This is a genomic window from Streptomyces sp. 796.1, from assembly GCF_047525675.1.
In the GTDB taxonomy this organism is placed as follows: domain Bacteria; phylum Actinomycetota; class Actinomycetes; order Streptomycetales; family Streptomycetaceae; genus Streptomyces.
In genome coordinates, this window is the sequence record NZ_JBLIWA010000029.1 from 105,952 (window position 1) to 123,241 (window position 17,290).

Below are 17,290 nucleotides of genomic sequence, written 5' to 3' on the forward strand. Positions count from 1 at the left end.
ACGGTGAGGTGGTCATGTACGCACTCAGCTCCGGGGTCGCTTCAGGATTCGTTCTTGCGCAGCGCCAGTTGGACGAGGTCGCCGACGTCCATGGCCGCGATGGCCGCGGCGTCGGCCTGCTCGTCGCCCGCGGGCGCCGCTTCGCCGAGGCCGGTGAGCCGCAGCAGGGTGTCCATGACGCCCGCGTCGCGCAGCGCGGACAGCGGGAGGGCGGCCAGCGCGCGCCGGAACTCCCCCTCCTGCCCGTCGCCGCCGACGGCGCCCGCCGGGCCCGCGGGGTCCGCCGGCCCGCCGGCCAGTCGCTCGCCCAGGTGGTCGGCGAGGTGCGCGGCGAGGTCAGTGGGCGTGGGGTGGTCGAAGACCACCGCGGCGGCCAGCTTGAGGCCGGTGGCCGCGCCGAGTCGGTTGCGGAGTTCGACGGCGGTCAGCGAGTCGAACCCCACGTCACGGAAGGGCCGTTCGGCGTCGATGCCCTGGGCGGTGCCGTGGCCCAGGACGGTGGCGGCGTGGTTGCGCACCAGGTCCAGCAGGACCCGTTCGCGCTCGGGGCGGGCGGCGCCGGCCAACTGCGCGGCGAGCGCGGCGGCGCCCGTCGCGTCGTCCGCGCGGCCCGCCGTGCGCCGCTGCGGGGCCCGGATGAGGCCGCGCAGCAGGGCCGGAACCTCCTCGGTCGCGGCCTTCGCCCGCCACCTGCCGAGGTCGAACCTGGCGGGCAGCAGCAGGGCCGCATCGGTGGCGAGCGCCGCGTCGAACAGGGCCAGGCCCTGCTGCGAGGTGAGCGCCTGCACGCCGGAGCGGCTGACCCGGGCCAGGTCTTCGCGGCCCAGCTTGCCGGTCATGGCGCTGGCCTGCTCCCACAGGCCCCAGGCCAGCGACTGGGCGGGCAGCCCGTGCCGGCGGCGGTGGGCGGCGAGCGCGTCCAGGTAGGAGTTGGCCGCCGCGTAGTTGCCCTGGCCGGCGCCGCCGAGCACGCCGCCCATGGAGGAGAACAGCACGAAGGCGGCCAGGTCGCTTCCGGCGGTCAGCTCGTGCAGGTTGCGGGCGGCGTCGACCTTGGGCCGCAGCACCCGTTCCACCTGCTCGTCGGTGAGCGAGCCGATGACTCCGTCGTCGACGATGCCGGCGACGTGCACCACGGCGGTCAGCGGCCGGTCCGCCGGGATCGCCGCCAGGGTCGCGGCCAGCGCCTGCCGGTCGGCCGCGTCGCAGGCCACCAACTCCGGTTCCGCGCCCGCCTTCCGCAGCTCGGCCAGGAGCTCTCCGGCGCCGTCAGCGGCCGGGCCGCGCCGGCTGGTCAGCAGCAGGTGCCGCACGCCGTGCGCCTCGACCAGGTGCCGGGCGACCAGCCCGCCCAGGGTGCCGGTGGCGCCGGTGACCAGCACGGTGCCGGCCCCGTTCCAGCCGGCGGGCACCGTGAGCACCACCTTGCCGACGTGCTGGGCCTGGCTGACGTGCCGGAACGCCTCCGGTGCCCGCCGCACGTCCCAACAGCGGACGGGCAGCGGGGCGAGTTCGCCGGCGGCCAGCAGCGCGACGACCTCGGTGAGCATGGCGCCGATCCGGTCCGGGCCGCTGGTGATCAGGTCGAAGGCGGTGTACGCGACGCCCGGGTGCGCGGCGGCCACCTCGGCCCCGTCCCTGATGTCGGTCTTGCCCATCTCCAGGAAGTGCCCGCCGCGCGGCAGCAGGGCGAGTGAGGCGTCCACGTACTCGCCGGCCAGCGAGTTCAGTACGACGTCCACGCCGCGCCCACCGGTGACGGCCAGGAAGCGGTCCTGGAACTCCAGTGACCTGGACGAGCCGAGGTGGTCGTCCGCGATCCCGAGCCCGCGCAGCACCTCCCACTTGGGCTCGCTGGCCGTCGCGAACACCTCGGCCCCGCGCAACTTCGCCAACTGCACCGCGGCCATCCCCACACCACCCGCGGCGGCGTGCACCAGCACCCTGTCCCCCGGGCCCACGCCGGCCAGGTCCACCAGGCCCATCCAGGCCGTCAGGAACACCACCGGCACCGAGGCGCCCTGCTCGTACGACCAGCCGGCGGGCAGCGGGGCCAGCAGCCGCTGGTCGGTGACGGCGCGCGGGCCCATGGCGTCGGGGAGCAGGCCAAGGACCCGGTCGCCGGGGGCGAGGCCGGTGACGCCGGGGCCGACCTCAAGGACGGTGCCGGCGCCCTCGTTGCCGAGCGGCGGGGCGTCGCCCGGGTACATGCCGAGCGCGATCAGCACGTCCCGGAAGTTGAGCCCGGTGGCGCGGACCGCCACCCGTACCTCGCCGGCCGCGAGCGGCCGGTCGGCCGCCGGGTGCGGGGCGAGTTCCAGCGCGTCCAGGGTGCCGGAGCCGCCCCGTACGGCCAGGTGCCAGGGGCCTTCGGCGGGCGGCAGCAGGGCGCCGTCGCCGGCCGCCCGGGCCAGGCGCGGCACCAGGACGGCGTCGCCCCGTACCCGCATCCGCGGCTCCCCGCAGCCGAGCGCGGCGGCGAGCCCGGCGGCCGGCAGCGGGGGGGGGGGGGGGGGGGGGGGGCCCGGGCCACCGCGTCCGCCCCGTCCAACGCGGCGCCGGGGGCGGCGCTCACGGGCGTGTTGCCGTTGCTGTTGGCGTCCGGAGCGCTGTCGGTGCTGGTGCGGGTGCTGGTGTGGGTGCTGGTCTTCGCGTACGGGGCGGGGCCCGCGCCCGGGTCATCGTCCGCCACCTCGATGAGCAGCAGTCGGCCCGGGTTCTCGGACTGGGCGGAGCGGACCAGGCCGCCGGCGGCGGCGTGGGACAGCAGGGCGTGCCGGGTGACGACGGCCAGCGTGGCGTCCGCGAACCGGTCGTCGGCCAGCCAGTTCCGTACCAGCTCCAGTGCCTCGCGGACCGCGGCCCGTACGTCGTCGGTGGGGGCCAGCGGTGCGACGACCACGTCGGGGAGTTCGGCGGGCAGGTCGGCGAGGCCGGTGACGTCCTGGCCGATGACGGCGACCCGGCCCGGGGCGCGGCCCGCTTCGGGCGCCGGCACCCAGTCGAGGTGGAACAGCGCATCGCGCACCCCGGCGTGCGCCTCGCGCAGCGCTCCCGCCGCCACCGGGCGCAGCACCAGCGACTCCACGTCGGCGACCGGGGCGCCGGTGGCGTCGGTGACGGTCACCCGTACCGCGTCGGCGCCGGTCGGCGTGAGTCGCACCCGGGCCGCCGTGGCGCCCACGGCGTACAGCTCCACACCGCTCCAGGCGAACGGCAGCACCGGCTGCCCGCTGGTGCGCAGCAGCCCGCCGAGGCCGATGGGGTGCAGCGCCGCGTCGAGCACGGCCGGGTGCAGGCCGAAGCCGGCCGCCCCGTCCGCCCCTGCCGCCGCGTCGAGCGCGACCTCGGCGAACACCTCGTCGCCGCGCCGCCAGGCGGCCCGCAGGCCCTGGAAGGCCGGGCCGTAGAGCGAGCCGGCCTCGGCCAGGCCGGCGTAGAAGCCGGTCAGGTCGACGGGTTCGGCGTCCTGCGGCGGCCAGGCCGTGAGCCCGGCCGGGGCCTCGCCCGCGGCCGGGGCCAGTTCGCCGCTCGCGTGGCAGGCCCACTCGGCGTCCACGGCCGCACTGTCGGTCCTGGAGTAGACCCGGACCTGCCTGGTCCCCGCGTCCGTCGGCTCGCCGACGGTCACCTGGAGTTGCACGCCGCCCCTGGCGGGCAGCAACAGGGGCTCCTGGAGGGTCAGTTCCTCGATCCGGCCGCAGCCGACCTCGTCGCCGGCGCGCAGCGCGAGTTCCACGAAGGCCGTGCCGGGCAGCAGCACGGCGCCGGCGACGCTGTGGTCGGCGAGCCAGGGGTGGCTGGCGAGCGAGAGCCTGCCGGTGAGCAGCGTGCCGCCGCCGTACGCGAGCGGCACCGCGCCGCCCAGCAGCGGGTGGTCGGGGGAGGCGAGGCCGATCGACGCGGCGTCGCCCCGGCCGGCCGCCGGCCGCAGCCAGTAGTGCTCGCGCTGGAACGCGTACGTCGGCAGGTCCACGGAGCCGGCCCCGGCGAAGACCGCGCCCCACTCCACACCGGCCCCGGCGAGCTGCGCCCGCCCCAACGCCTCGATGACCGTACGGACCTCCGGCCGGTCCTTGCGCACCGACGCGACCAGCGCCACCTCACCCGCGCCGTCCCCCGCCCCGTCCAGGCACTCCTGCGCCAACGCGGTCAACGTCCCGTCCGCACCGATCTCCAGGACCAACCCCAGCCCATCGGAATGGAGTTGGCGCATCGCGTCGTGGAAGCGGACGGGTTCGCTGATGTGCCGAACCCAATACTCCGGATCCGACCAAGAACCATCCGTACCACCACCAGTCGTCACCACACCAAGCCGCGGCTCAGCGAACGACAGACCCGACACCACCGCCCGGAACTCATCCACCATCGGCGCCATCAACGGCGAATGGAACGCATGACTGACCCGCAGCCGCTTCACCCGCCGGCCCCGAACACGGAAACCCTCAGCAACCTCGGAGACCACCGCCTCCGCACCCGACACCACCACCGAGGACGGACCATTCACCGCAGCGATACTCGCCAACTGCCCGCGCCCCGCCAGCGCCTCGACCACCTCAGCCTCCGACGCCTGCACCGCCCACATCGCACCACCAACAACCAACCCCTGCATCAACCGACCACGAGACACCACCAGTTGACAGGCATCCGCAAGCGAAAGAACACCCGCCACATACGCCGCAGCCACCTCACCCACCGAATGACCCACCACCACATCCGGCACCACACCCCACGACTCCACCAACCGAAACAACGCCACCTCAAACGCAAACAACGCAGGCTGCGCAAACTCCGTACGCCCCAACACCGAAGCGTCATCACCCCACACCACCGACCCCAACCCAACCGACAACAACCCATCCAACTCCCCCACCACCCCATCCCACGCCCCCGCAAACACCGGAAACGCCCCATACAACCCACGCCCCATCCCCAACCACTGACTCCCCTGCCCACCAAACACAAACGCCGTACGACCCGACACCGGCCGCCCCACCAACACACCCGGCGACGACACACCCGACGCCACATCCGCAAGAGCCGACAACAACCCCTCCCGCGTATCACCCACGACCACCGCACGGTGATCGTGGTCCGCGCGGGAGGCGGCCAGGGTGGCGCCGACGGCGGCGAGCGGGAGTTCGGGGTGGGCCGCCAGGTGGGTGCGGAGCCGGTCGGCCTGGGCGCGCAGCGCCGCGGGGCCGCGGGCCGACAGCGGCCAGGGGGTCAGCGGCAGCGGGGCCGCGGCGCGCTCGGCCGCCAGTGGGGCGGTCGGTAGCGGCGCCTGTTCCAGGACGATGTGCGCGTTGGTGCCGCTGACGCCGAACGAGGAGACGGCGGCGCGGCGTACGGAACCGGCGGCCGGAGCCCACGGGCGGGGCTCGGTCAGCAGCCGTACGGCGCCCGACTCCCAGTCCACCTCCGGCGTCGGCTCGTCCACGTGCAGCGTCATCGGGAGCGTGCCGGCGCGCATGGCCATGACCATCTTGATGATGCCGGCGACGCCGGCGGCGGCCTGGGTGTGGCCGAGGTTGGACTTGATGGAGCCCAGCCACAGCGGCTGGTCGGCGGGGCGCTGCTGCCCGTACGTGGCGAGCAGCGCCTGTGCCTCGATCGGGTCGCCCAGCGGGGTTCCGGTGCCGTGCGCCTCCACCGCGTCCACGTCGGCCGCGGTCAGTCCTGCGGTGGCGAGCGCGGCCTCGATGACGCGCTGCTGGGCGGGGCCGTTGGGGGCGGTGAGGCCGTTGGACGCGCCGTCCTGGTTGACGGCGGAGCCCCGTACGACAGCGAGCACCTGGTGCCCGTTGCGCTGCGCGTCCGAGAGGCGCTCGACCAGCAGTACGCCGACGCCCTCGGACCAGCCGGTGCCGTCGGCGCCGGCCGCGAACGCCTTGCACCGGCCGTCGGGGGCCAGCCCGCGCTGCCGGCTGAACTCCACGAACACCTCGGCGCCCGGCATCACGGCCACGCCGCCGGCCAGTGCCATCGTGCACTCGCCGCGGTGCAGCGCCTGGACGGCCATGTGCAGCGCGACCAGCGAGGACGAGCAGGCCGTGTCGACGGTGACGGCCGGGCCCTCGAAGCCGAAGGTGTAGGAGAGGCGGCCGGAGAGCACGCTGGATGCGTTGCCCGTCATCACGTAGCCCTCGGCGCCGTCGGGCAGGTCGCCCAGGCTGTTGACGTAGTTGCGGTGGCCGGCGCCGATGAACACGCCGGTGGGGGTCGCCGCCAGGCTGGCCGGGGCGATGCCGGCGCGCTCCAACGCCTCCCAGGAGGTCTCAAGGAGCAGCCGCTGCTGCGGGTCCATGGCCAACGCCTCGCGCGGCGAGATCCCGAAGAACCCGGCGTCGAACTCGGCCGCGTCGTACAGGAACCCGCCCTCGCGCACGTACGTCTTGCCCACCGCGTCCGGGTCCGGGTCGAAGAGGCCGTCGGTGTCCCAGCCGCGGTCGGTGGGGAAGCCCGCGATGGCGTCGCGGCCCTCGGCGAGCAGTTCCCAGAGCTCCTCGGGCGAGCGCACGCCGCCGGGCATCCGGCAGGCCATGCCGACGATCGCGATCGGCTCCTCCGACGCGGCCACCGGCCGCGGTGCGGGGGCCGCGCCCGCGGGCGCCTGCGCGCCGCCGAGCCGGTCGGCCAGGTGCCGGGCGAGGGCGCGCGGCGTGGGGTGGTCGAAGACGAGCGACGCGGGCAGCCGCAGGCCGGTCGCGGTGTTCAGCCGGTTCCGCAGGTCCACGGCGATCAGTGAGTCGACGCCCAACTCCTTGAAGGCCCGGTCCTGCTCGACGCCCTGCGGGTCACCGTGGCCGAGGGCGGCGCCGGCGTGCGTACGGACCAGGGCGAGCAGCTCGCGGTCCCGGTCGGCCGGCGCGAGCGGGGCGAGCCGCTGCGCCAGGTCGGACGCGCCGGGCCGGCCTGCCGGGTCGACGGGCGCCGTCGCGGTCGCGGCCTCGATGGCCGTCCGCACCTCGGGGACGCCGGTGATCAGCGGGTACGGGCGGACGGCGACGGCGGCCGGGGCGATGACCGACCAGTCGATGTCGACCACGCCGAGCACGGTGTCGCCGGCGGCGAGCGCGCGTTCCAGGGAGGCGACGGCGCGTTCGGGGTCCATGGGGGGCACGCCCTCGGCGCGCAACCGCTCCCCCACCGCCCCGTCGGCCAGCCCGCCGCCGCCCCAGGAGCCCCACATCACGGAGGTGGCGGGCAGCCCGTGGGCGCGGCGGTGCGCGGCGAGCGCGTCCAGGTAGGTGTTGGCCGCCGCGTAGTTGGCCTGCCCGATGCTCGGGAAGACGCTGGCGAACGAGGAGAACAGCACGAACGCCGACAGCTCGCGCCCGGCGGTCAGCTCGTGCAGGTGGCGGGCGGCGGCGGCCTTCGGCCGGGCGACGCCGGCGACCCGCTCGGGCGTCAGGGTCTCCACGATCGTGTCGTCGAGCACGCCGGCCGCATGGAACACGGCGGTCAGCGGCAGGTCGGCGGGGAGCGCGGCGAGGGTGGCGGCGAGCGCGTCGCGGTCGGCGGCGTCGCAGGCGGCGAGGGTGACGCGGGCGCCGAGCGCGGTGAGCTCGTCGGCGAGCTCGGCGGCGCCGGGCGCGTCGGGGCCGCGCCGGCTGGTGAGCAGCAGGTGTTCGGCGCCGGCACGGGCCAGCCAGCGGGCCACGTGCGCGCCGAGCGCACCGGTGCCGCCGGTGATCAGTACGGTGCCGGGCCCGGGCCGCCAACCGCCGGCCGTCGCCGGCCGGTCGGCGCCCGTGGCGCGGACCAGGCGGGCGGCGAACAGGCCGGCGGGCCGCACCGCGAGCTGGTCCTCGCCGGCGCCACCGGCGAGGGCTGCGACCAGGGCGCGCCCGACCCGCTCACCGGCGTCCGCCGGCAGGTCCACGACACCGCCCCAGCGCTGCGGGTACTCCAGCGCGGCGACCCGCCCGACGCCCCAGACAGGGGCCTGGGCGGGGTCGGTGACGGGGTCGCCGTCTGCGGTGGCCACGGCGCCCCGGGTGGTGCACCACAGCGGCGCGTCCACGGCGAGGTCGCCGAGCGCCTGGAGCAGCGCGAGGGTACCGAGCGTGCCGGCGGCGAGCTCGGGGTGCGCGGCGTGCGGCGCGGTGTCCAGGGCGAGCAGGGAGAGGACACCGGCGATCGGGGTGGTGGCGGCGCTTGTGGCGGTGGCGGCGCTTGTGGCGGTGGCGCGGGCGCCGTCGAGGGTGGGGGTGGCGTGCTCGGTGGCTCCGGGTGTCTGGGCTCCGTGCCCGCTCGCCCCGTGCTCCACCGCGCCGCGCGCCGTGGCTCCGTGCCCCGTCGTGCCGGGCTCCGTCGTGCCGGGCTCCGCCGCGCCGTCGGCCGTGCCGCCCGGCGTTCCGGTCAGGGCCGTACGCAGCGCTGCGGCGAGCTCTTCCCTGGTGGCCGAGGCGGCGACGGCCACCCGCTGCACCCGGGCGCCCGCGGCCTCCAGCGCGCGGGCGGCAGCTTCCGCCCAACTCCCTTCTGTGCCTTCCCCGTTCATTGCAGTCTTGGCGCCGGCTCCTTCGGGCGTGACCAGCAGCCAGGTGCCCGTCAGGTGGGCGCCGGCCGGGGTCGGGAGGGGCTGCCAGTCGACGCGGTAGCGCCAGGAGTCCAGCGTGGAGCGCTCGCGTTCGCGGCGCCGCCAGGCGGAGAGCGCCGGCAGCACCGTCACCAGCGGCTGGTCGGCGCCGACGGCCAGCGCGTCGGTCAGGTCGGCCAGGTCCTCGCGTTCGACGGCCGCCCAGAACCGGTCCTCGTACGCGTCCCGCGCCCCGTCCGCGCCCGCCGCTGCGGCCTCCCGGGCCGCAAGCCAGTAGCGGCTGCGCTGGAAGGCGTAGGTGGGCAGGTCAACGGCGGCACCGGTACCGGCTCCGGCTCGGGTGAGCAGCGGCGACCAGTCGACGGCCACGCCGCGTACGTACGCCTCGGCGAGCGAGCGTACGAACCGGTCCCGGCCGCCCTCCTCGCGGCGCAGCGTGCCGACCGCCACGACCTCGGCGACGCCGGCCTGTTCGGCGGTCTCGCCGACCGCCATCGCGAGCACCGGGTGCGAGCTGGATTCGATGAAGGTGCGGTGGCCCAGGTCGATCAGGTCCGCGATGACCTGCTGGAACTCCACGGTCTGGCGCAGGTTGCGCACCCAGTACGCGGCGTCGAGCCCGGCCGTGTCGAGTAGCGCGCCGTCCACGGTGGAGTAGAACGGCACGGTGGCGGTCCGCGGCGCGACGTCGGCCAGGACCGTCAGCAGCTCCGCGCGGACCGCATCGACCTGCGGCGAGTGCGAGGCGTAGTCCACCGGAATGCGCTTGGCGCGGATCTCCGCCGCCTCGCAGCCGGCGACGAGTTCGTCGAGGGCTGCGGGTTCGCCCGCCACCACGGTGGACGAAGCACCGTTGACCGCGGCGACGGTGACTCGGCCGTCGTACGCGGCGATCCGCGCCTCGGCCTCCGCACGCGGCAACCCGAGCGAAACCATGCCGCCCTTGCCCGCCAACCGCTCGCCGATCACCTTCGAACGGAGCGCCACGACGCGCGCCCCGTCCTCCAACGAAAGCCCGCCAGCAACGACGGCCGCCGCGATCTCACCCTGCGAGTGACCCACCACCGCCGCAGGCTCCACCCCGTACGAACGCCACAACGCCGCCAGCGAAACCATCACCGCCCACGACAACGGCTGCACGACGTCGACCCGCTCCAACGAGCCATCCAACTCCGCAGCGAAGTCCCAGTCCACGAACGGGGCGAGGGCATCGCCACAGCGGGCCAGCTCGGCTGCGAACACCGGCTCGGACGCACGCAGTTCCCGCGCCATCCCCACCCACTGCGCACCCTGCCCCGGGAAGACGAAGACGGCCTTGGTGCCCTGTTGGGCGATGCCCGTGACGGTCGTGGGGGCGGCTTCTTCGCGGGCGAGGGCCGTCAGGCCGGCGAGGAGTTCGGTGCGGTCGGTGGCGACGACCGCGGCGCGGTGTTCCAGGGCCGCGCGGGTGTCGACGAGGGCAGCGGCGACGTCCAGCGGGGCCAGTTCGGGCCGCTCCGTCAGATGTGCGGCCAGCCGCTCCGCCTGCGCGCGCAGGGCACGTTCCGACTTGCCGGACAGCACCCAGGGCAGGGGGGCCGGGTGCTCGGGAGCACCGCTGGCCGGGGCGTCCTCCGTGCCGCCCGCCGGGGCTGCGGGCTGCCCCGCCGCGGGCGCCGTACCCGGCTCCGCGACCGAACCCGGGGGCTCCGCGGCCGGCTCCGGCGCCTGTTCCACGATCACGTGCGCATTGGTGCCGCTGATGCCGAACGAGGAGACGCCAGCCCGCCGCGGCTCGTCCTTCTCGGGCCACGGCCGCGCCTCCGTCAACAGCGACACCGCACCTGCCGACCAGTCGATGTGCGGCGACGGCTGCTCGGCGTGCAGGGTCTTCGGCAGGACGCCCCGGCGCAGGGCCATGACGGTCTTGATGACGCCGGCGACGCCGGCGGCGGCCTGCGCGTGGCCGATGTTGGACTTGAACGAGCCGAGCCACAGCGGCCGGTCGGCGGGGCGGCCCTGTCCGTACGTGGCGAGTAGCGCCTGCGCCTCGATCGGGTCGCCCAGCGTCGTACCGGTGCCGTGCGCCTCCACCGCGTCCACCTGGCCGGCGTTGAGCTTGGCGTTGATCAGGGCCTGCCGGATGACCCGCTCCTGGGCGGGGCCGCTGGGCGCGGACAGGCCGTTGGAGGCGCCGTCCTGGTTGACGGCCGAGCCGCGGATCACGGCGAGCACCCGGTGGCCGTTCTTGCGGGCGTCCGACAGGCGCTCCAGGAGGAGGACGCCGACGCCCTCGGCGAGCCCGAGGCCGTCCGCCCCGGCACCGAACGCCTTGCAGCGGCCGTCGGTCGACATGCCGCGCTGCCGGCTGAAGGCGATGAACCCGGCCGGGCTGGACAGCACCGCGACGCCGCCGGCGATGGCCATCGCGCAGTCGCCCTGGCGCAGGGCGGTGCCCGCCAGGTGCAGCGCCACCAGCGACGACGAACAGGCCGTGTCGAGCGTGACGGCCGGGCCTTCGAGGCCGAAGGCGTAGGCGATGCGGCCGGAGACGACGCTGGCGTTGGAGCCGGTGAGCAGGTGGCCTTCCAGGCCCTCGGGGGCGCTGTCGAGGTCGGTGAAGTAGTCGGGGCGGTTGGAGCCGATGAAGGTGCCGATGCGGCTGCCGCGGACGCTGACCGGGTCGATGCCGCTGCGTTCGAAGACCTCCCAGGTCGTCTCCAGGAGGAGGCGCTGCTGCGGGTCCATGGCGACGGCCTCGCGCGGCGAGATGCCGAACACATCCGGGTCGAACTCGGCCGCCTCGTACAGGAATCCGCCGTCGCGCACGTAGCTCTTGCCGGGCGCGTCCGGGTCCGGGTCGTACAGGCCCTCCAGGTCCCAGCCGCGGTCGGTGGGGAAGCCGGAGATGGCGTCGGTGCCCTCGGCGACCATCTGCCACAGGTCTTCGGGCGAGGCCACGCCGCCCGGGAAGCGGCACGCCATGCCGACGATGGCGATCGGCTCGCCGTTTGCCTCCTCGGCGCTCCGCAGGCGCTGCTTGGTCTCGTGGAGATCGGTCGTTACCCACTTGAGGTAGTCGCGGAGCGTCTCTTCTTTACTGGCCACTGGATTCCCCTACGGAATTGTTCATGAAAGTGGGTAAGGCGTGTCCGTCCCGGCCCCCCGCCCGCTTCCTGCGAGGGGCCGGCCGCGGCCCGGGCCCGGCGCGGGTAGCGGCCGGTGTGGTGCCGGTCCTGCGTGGTGCGCGACCGGTGCGGTGCGCGTCGGTACGGGCCGGGCCCGGCGGATGCGTACGGGCTGGTCGCGGGCGGTGCGACGGGGTGGGGCGGACGAAGGCTGTGGAACGCGGTCGGGTGCGGTGTGCGCGGCGGCGGGCGCCGTTCGACGGCGGGTGTGCGGGGCGGGGCGGGCGCGCGGGCGGCGGCGGGAGAATCCGGCGGAGGCCGTGCTCGGGAGGGTCCGCCGGATTCTCCGCCGGCGCGTCACGGGCGCCGTTCGGCTTTTCTCACGGGCGCCGTCCTGCTTTTCTCACGCGCGCCCCAATTCGTCGCGGATGAAGGCGAACATTTCATCGTCGGACGCCGATTCCAGACGTTCGGCGACCGATGCGCCCTCCGTTTCCTCGCCGCCGGCGACGGTGACCTGACTGCCGGTCCACTGGGCGAGGAGGGCCGACAGCCGTTCGGTGATGGCCTGCCGGCCGATGTCGTCCACCTCAAGACCGGTGAGGGCGGCGGCCATCCGGTCGATGTCGGTGTGTACGGACTCGGCCGACGCGGCGGACTCCTGGAGGAGTTCGGCGCGCAGCAGGGCCACCAGCGCCTGCGGCGTGGGGTGGTCGAACGCCAGCGTCGCCGGCAGTTTGAGGCCGGTGGCCCGGCCGAGCCGGTTGCGCAGTTCGACCGAGGTCAGCGAGTCGAAGCCGAGGTCGCGGAAGGGCTGGCCGGGGGCGACGTCGTCGGTGGTGGGGTGGCCGAGTACGGCGGCTGCGTGGGTGCGGACCAGGTCGAGCAGGATGCGCCCGCGCTCCTCGGCGGGCAGCGGGGCCAGCCGGCCGCGCAGTTCGGCGGCTGCCGCGGACGCGTCGGCCGGCTCCGCCGCCGCGGCCTCGCGCAGCGCGCGCAGCACCCGGGTGGCCTCCGGCAGCGCGTCGAGCAGCCGGGTCGGGCGGGCCATGGTGAACAGCGACACGAACTGCTGCCAGTCGATGTTGGCGAGCGCCACGAACGTGTCGTCGTTGTCCAGGGACTGCTTGAACGCGGCGATGCCCAGATCGGGTTCGAGGAAGGGCAGGCCCTGCGCCTGGGCGCGCTCGCTGATGGCCAGGCGTTCGGCGGCGTAGCTCTCCTTGATGTCCACCGGCCGCCACACGCCCCAGGCCATGGAGGTGGCGGTCAGGCCGCGGGCCCTGCGCTGTTCGGCGAGCGCGTCCAGGTGGGCGTTGGCCGCCGCGTACGCGCCGTGGTAGCCGCTGCCCCAGAACGCGGCGATCGAGGAGTACAGCACGAACGCGTCGAGCGTGTCGTCGGCGAAGATGCGATCCAGGTGTTCGGCGCCGGCGACCTTGGCGGCGAAGGCGTCGGCGAAGTCCGCCGGCCGCGCTCCGTCCAGCGGGCCGAGGTCGATGTGGGCCGCGGTGTGCACGACGGCCCGGATCGGCGGGCCCGCGGCCCGTACCCGGTCCACCAGGGCGGCCAGTTCGTCGTGGTCGGCGATGTCGCAGGCGGCGATGGTGACCTTGGCGCCGAGCGCGGTGAGCTCGTCGGCGAGTTCGGCGGCGCCGGGCGCGTCGGGGCCGCGGCGGCTGGTGAGGACCAGGTGTTCCGCCCCGTGCTGGGCGCACCAGCGGGCCAGCAGGGTGCCGAGGGCGCCGGTGCCGCCGGTGATCAGGACGGTGCCGCGGGGCTGCCAGTCGCGGGCCGGCCGGCCGCCGCCGAGCAGGTCGCGGACCATGCGGCGGCCGTGCAGGCCGGTACGGCGCACCGCCACCTGGTCCTCGCCGTCCAGGCCGGCGACGACCGACACCAGGCGGGTGAGGGCCGGCCCGTCGGCCTCGGCGTCGGCCGGCAGGTCGACCAGGCCGCCCCACAGCCGGGCCTGTTCGAGCGCGGCGACCCGACCGAGCCCCCACACCTGGGCCTGGATGCGGCTGGGCCGCGGGTCGGCCGCGTCCAGCGCGACGGCGCCGCGGGTGACGCACCACAGCGGGGCGGTCAGTCCCGTGTCGCCGATGGCCTGGAGCAGCGCGAGGGAGCCCATCACGCCGGCGTTCAGCGACGGGTGGTCGGGGTGCGGCGAGGCGTCGTCCAACGCCCAGAGGGACAGCACGCCGGCCAGGTCGGCCCCGGTGCCGGTGCCGACGCTTTCGGTGAGCCTGGCGGTCAGGCGGGCCCGGTCCGCGTCGGCCGCGGTCACGTCGAGCCGTACGACCTCGGCCCCGTACTGCTCAAGGGCGCGCAGCGCACCCCGTACGGCCGGGTCGTCGGTGCGCTCGGCGGGCACCACGGCCAGCCAGCGGCCGTGCAGCGCGGACGCCGGTACGTCGGGCAGCGGGTGCCAGCCGACGGTGTAGCGCCAGGAGTCCACCTCGGAGCGCTGCTGGCTGCGCCGGTGCCAGGCGGTGAGCGCGGGCAGTACGGAGCTGAACGGGGCCTCGGGCGCGACCTGGAGGGTGGCGGCGAGGTGCGGGAGGTCGGCACCGTCGACGGCCGCCCAGAACGCGTCCTCGGCCGGGTCGCGCAGGGCCACGGCGGTGGCCGGGTCCGCGTCGGACTCGATCCAGTACCGCTGGTGTTGGAAGGCGTAGGTGGGCAGTTCAACGGTGCGGGCGCCGGGCGTCGCCGCCGACCAGTCCACGGCGACGCCCCCGGCGTGCGCCTCGGCGAGGGAGGCGCACCACCGGCGCACCCCGCCCTCGGCGCGCCGCAGCGAGCCCACGGCGACCACCTCGGTCCCGGCCCGCTCGGCGCTCTCGCCGATGGCCATGGTGAGCACCGGGTGGGCGCTGCACTCGACGAAGACGGCGTACCCGTGGTCGAGCAGCGCGCCGGTGGTACGGGCGAACTCGACCGGCTGCCGCAGGTTGGTCACCCAGTACGCGGCGTCGAGCCCGGCCGTGTCGATCGGCTCCGCGGTCACCGTCGAGTACATCGGGATGGCCGCGGTACGCGGCGCGACGTCGGCCAGGACGCGTACCAGCTCGTCGCGGACCGACTCCACCTGTGGGGTGTGCGAGGCGTAGTCGACGGGGATGCGCTTGGCGCGGATCTCCGCCGCCTCGCAGCCGGCGACCAGCTCGTCGAGGGCTGCGGGTTCGCCGGCCACCACGGTCGCCGACGGGCCGTTGACGGCGGCGACGGTCACCCGTTCCCCGTACGGCGCGATGCGCGCCTCCGCCTCCGCGCGCGGCAACCCGAGCGAGACCATCCCGCCCTTGCCCGCCAACCGCTCGCCGATCACCTTCGAACGGAGCGCCACAACGCGGGCCCCGTCCTCCAACGACAGCCCGCCAGCCACGACGGCCGCCGCGATCTCGCCCTGCGAATGACCAACCACCGCCGCCGGTTCGACCCCGTACGAACGCCACAACGCCGCCAGCGACACCATCACCGCCCACGACAACGGCTGTACGACGTCGACCCGCTCCAGCGGGCCGTCCAACTCGGTGGCGAAGTCCCAGTCCACGAACGGGGCGAGGGCATCGCCGCAACGGGACAGCTCGGCCGCGAACACCGGTTCCGCAGAACGCAGTTCACGCGCCATCCCCACCCACTGCGCACCCTGCCCCGGGAAGACGAAGACGGGGCGGTCGGCGCCGGCGTTCACGGTGCCGCGTACCACGTCGGGGGCCTCGGTGTCGCGGGCGAGGTGGGTGAGGCCGGTGAGGAGTTCGGTGCGGTCGGCGCCGATGACGACGGCGCGGTGTTCCAGGGCGGCGCGGGTGGTGGCCAGCGAGCCGGCCACGTCGAGCGGGGCCAGTTCGGGCCGCTCCGTCAGATGCGCGACCAGCCGCTCCGCCTGCGCGCGCAGGGCCCGCTCCGTCTTGCCGGACAGCACCCAGGGCAGGACGGTGGGGTGGGCGGGGGCGCCGCCGGCCGGGGCGGTGGCGTCCGCGGGGGCGGTGGGGGTGTCCGTGGCGACCGTCGTGGGTTCGGCGGCGGGCTCGGCCGCGGGGGCGGGCCGGATCGGCGTGGGCTGGCCCGTCTGCTCGGGGTCGGCCTGTTCCACGATGACGTGCGCGTTGGTGCCGCCCATGCCGAACGCGGAGACGCCGGCGCGGCGCGGGCGGCCGGTCCGCGGCCACGGCCTGGACCGGTCGAGCAGGGCGACGGCGCCCGACTCCCAGTCCACCTCCGGCGTCGGCTCATCGGCGTGCAGCGTCTTGGGGAGCACGCCGGCGCGCAGCGCGAGGACCGTCTTGATGACGCCGCCGACGCCGGCGGCGGCCTGCGCGTGCCCGATGTTGGACTTCAGCGAACCGATCCACAGCGGTTCGCCGCCGTCCCGCTGCTGCCCGTACGTGGCGAGCAGCGCCTGCGCCTCGATCGGGTCACCGAGCGTCGTACCGGTGCCGTGCGTCTCGACGGTGTCGACGTGCGCGGCGGAGAGCCGGGCGTTGGCCAGGGCCGCTTCGATGACGCGCTGTTGGGAGGGGCCGTTGGGTGCGGTGAGGCCGTTGGACGCGCCGTCCTGGTTGACGGCGGAGCCCCGTACGACAGCGAGCACCTGATGCCCGTTGCGTACCGCGTCCGACAGGCGCTCCACCAGGAGCAGGCCGACGCCCTCGCCCAGGCCCATGCCGTCGGCGCCGGCGCCGAACGCCTTGCAGCGGCCGTCGTGGGCCAGGCCGCGCTGCCGGCTGAAGCCGATGAACTCGGCGGGCGTGGACATCACGGCGACGCCGCCGGCGAGCGCCAGGGTGCATTCGTCGTTGCGCAGCGCCTGCACGGCCAGGTGCAGCGCGACCAGCGAGGACGAGCAGGCCGTGTCCAGGGTGACGGCGGGGCCCTCGAAGCCGAAGCTGTAGGCGACGCGCCCGGAGACGACGCTGCCCGCGCCGCCGGTCAGCAGGTGGCCCTCGAACCCCTCGGGGACCTGGGTGATGCCGGAGCGGTAGTCGAGCGGGTTGGCGCCGATGAAGGTGCCCACGCGCGCGCCGCGCAGCGACAGCGGGTCGATGCCGGCCCGCTCCAGCGCCTCCCAACTCGCTTCGAGCACCAGCCGCTGCTGCGGGTCCATGGCCTGCGCCTCGCGCGGCGAGATGCCGAACAGGCCGGCGTCGAACCGGTCGGCGTCCGCCAGGAACCCGCCCTGGGTGACGTACGTGGTGCCCTCCCGGTCGGGGTCCGGGTCGTGCAGGGCCGCCAGGTCCCAGCCGCGGCCGGTGGGGAAGCCGCCGATGGCGTCGCCGCCGTCGGCGACCAGCTCCCACAGCTCCTCGGGCGAGCCCACGCCGCCGGGGAAGCGGCAGGCCATGGCGACGATCGCGATGGGCTCCTGGCTGCGCGACTCGGCGGCGCGCAGCCGGCCCTGGGTCTGCTGGAGTTCGGTGGTGACGCGCTTGAGGTAGTCCAGGAGCTTGCGTTCGTTGTCGCCGCCGGGGGCGGTCGGCGCGCCGGCGGCCGTGAGGCCGGGCACGGTGGGGCCGGCGGCTGTGGAACCGGTCGCGGTGGGCGTGGGGTTGGGGCCGGCGTCGGGTACGGATACGGGTTCGTGGCTTGGCATCGTGCACTCTCCGGGGAGTCGGTGGGCGGTCCTGACGTG

At 75.5% G+C, this 17,290-nt stretch carries 3 protein-coding genes; all 3 read right to left on the reverse strand.

The window, feature by feature from the left end; all coding sequences use genetic code 11:
• Positions 1-41 precede the first annotated feature (41 nt).
• The gene (locus tag ACMA1D_RS20440) at positions 42-2,264 is read right to left on the reverse strand and encodes a type I polyketide synthase (protein ID WP_414725463.1); all 2,223 of its coding nucleotides are present in this window, start codon (positions 2,262-2,264) and stop codon (positions 42-44) included.
• The gene (locus ACMA1D_RS20445) at positions 2,222-11,632 is read right to left on the reverse strand and encodes an SDR family NAD(P)-dependent oxidoreductase (RefSeq protein ID WP_414725451.1); all 9,411 of its coding nucleotides are present in this window, start codon (positions 11,630-11,632) and stop codon (positions 2,222-2,224) included. The genes ACMA1D_RS20440 and ACMA1D_RS20445 overlap by 43 nt, the downstream gene beginning before the upstream one ends.
• A 423-nt stretch (positions 11,633-12,055) precedes the next feature.
• On the reverse strand, positions 12,056-17,164 hold the full coding sequence (locus ACMA1D_RS20450; protein ID WP_414725464.1) for a type I polyketide synthase: 5,109 nt from the start codon (positions 17,162-17,164) through the stop codon (positions 12,056-12,058).
• Positions 17,165-17,290 lie beyond the last annotated feature (126 nt).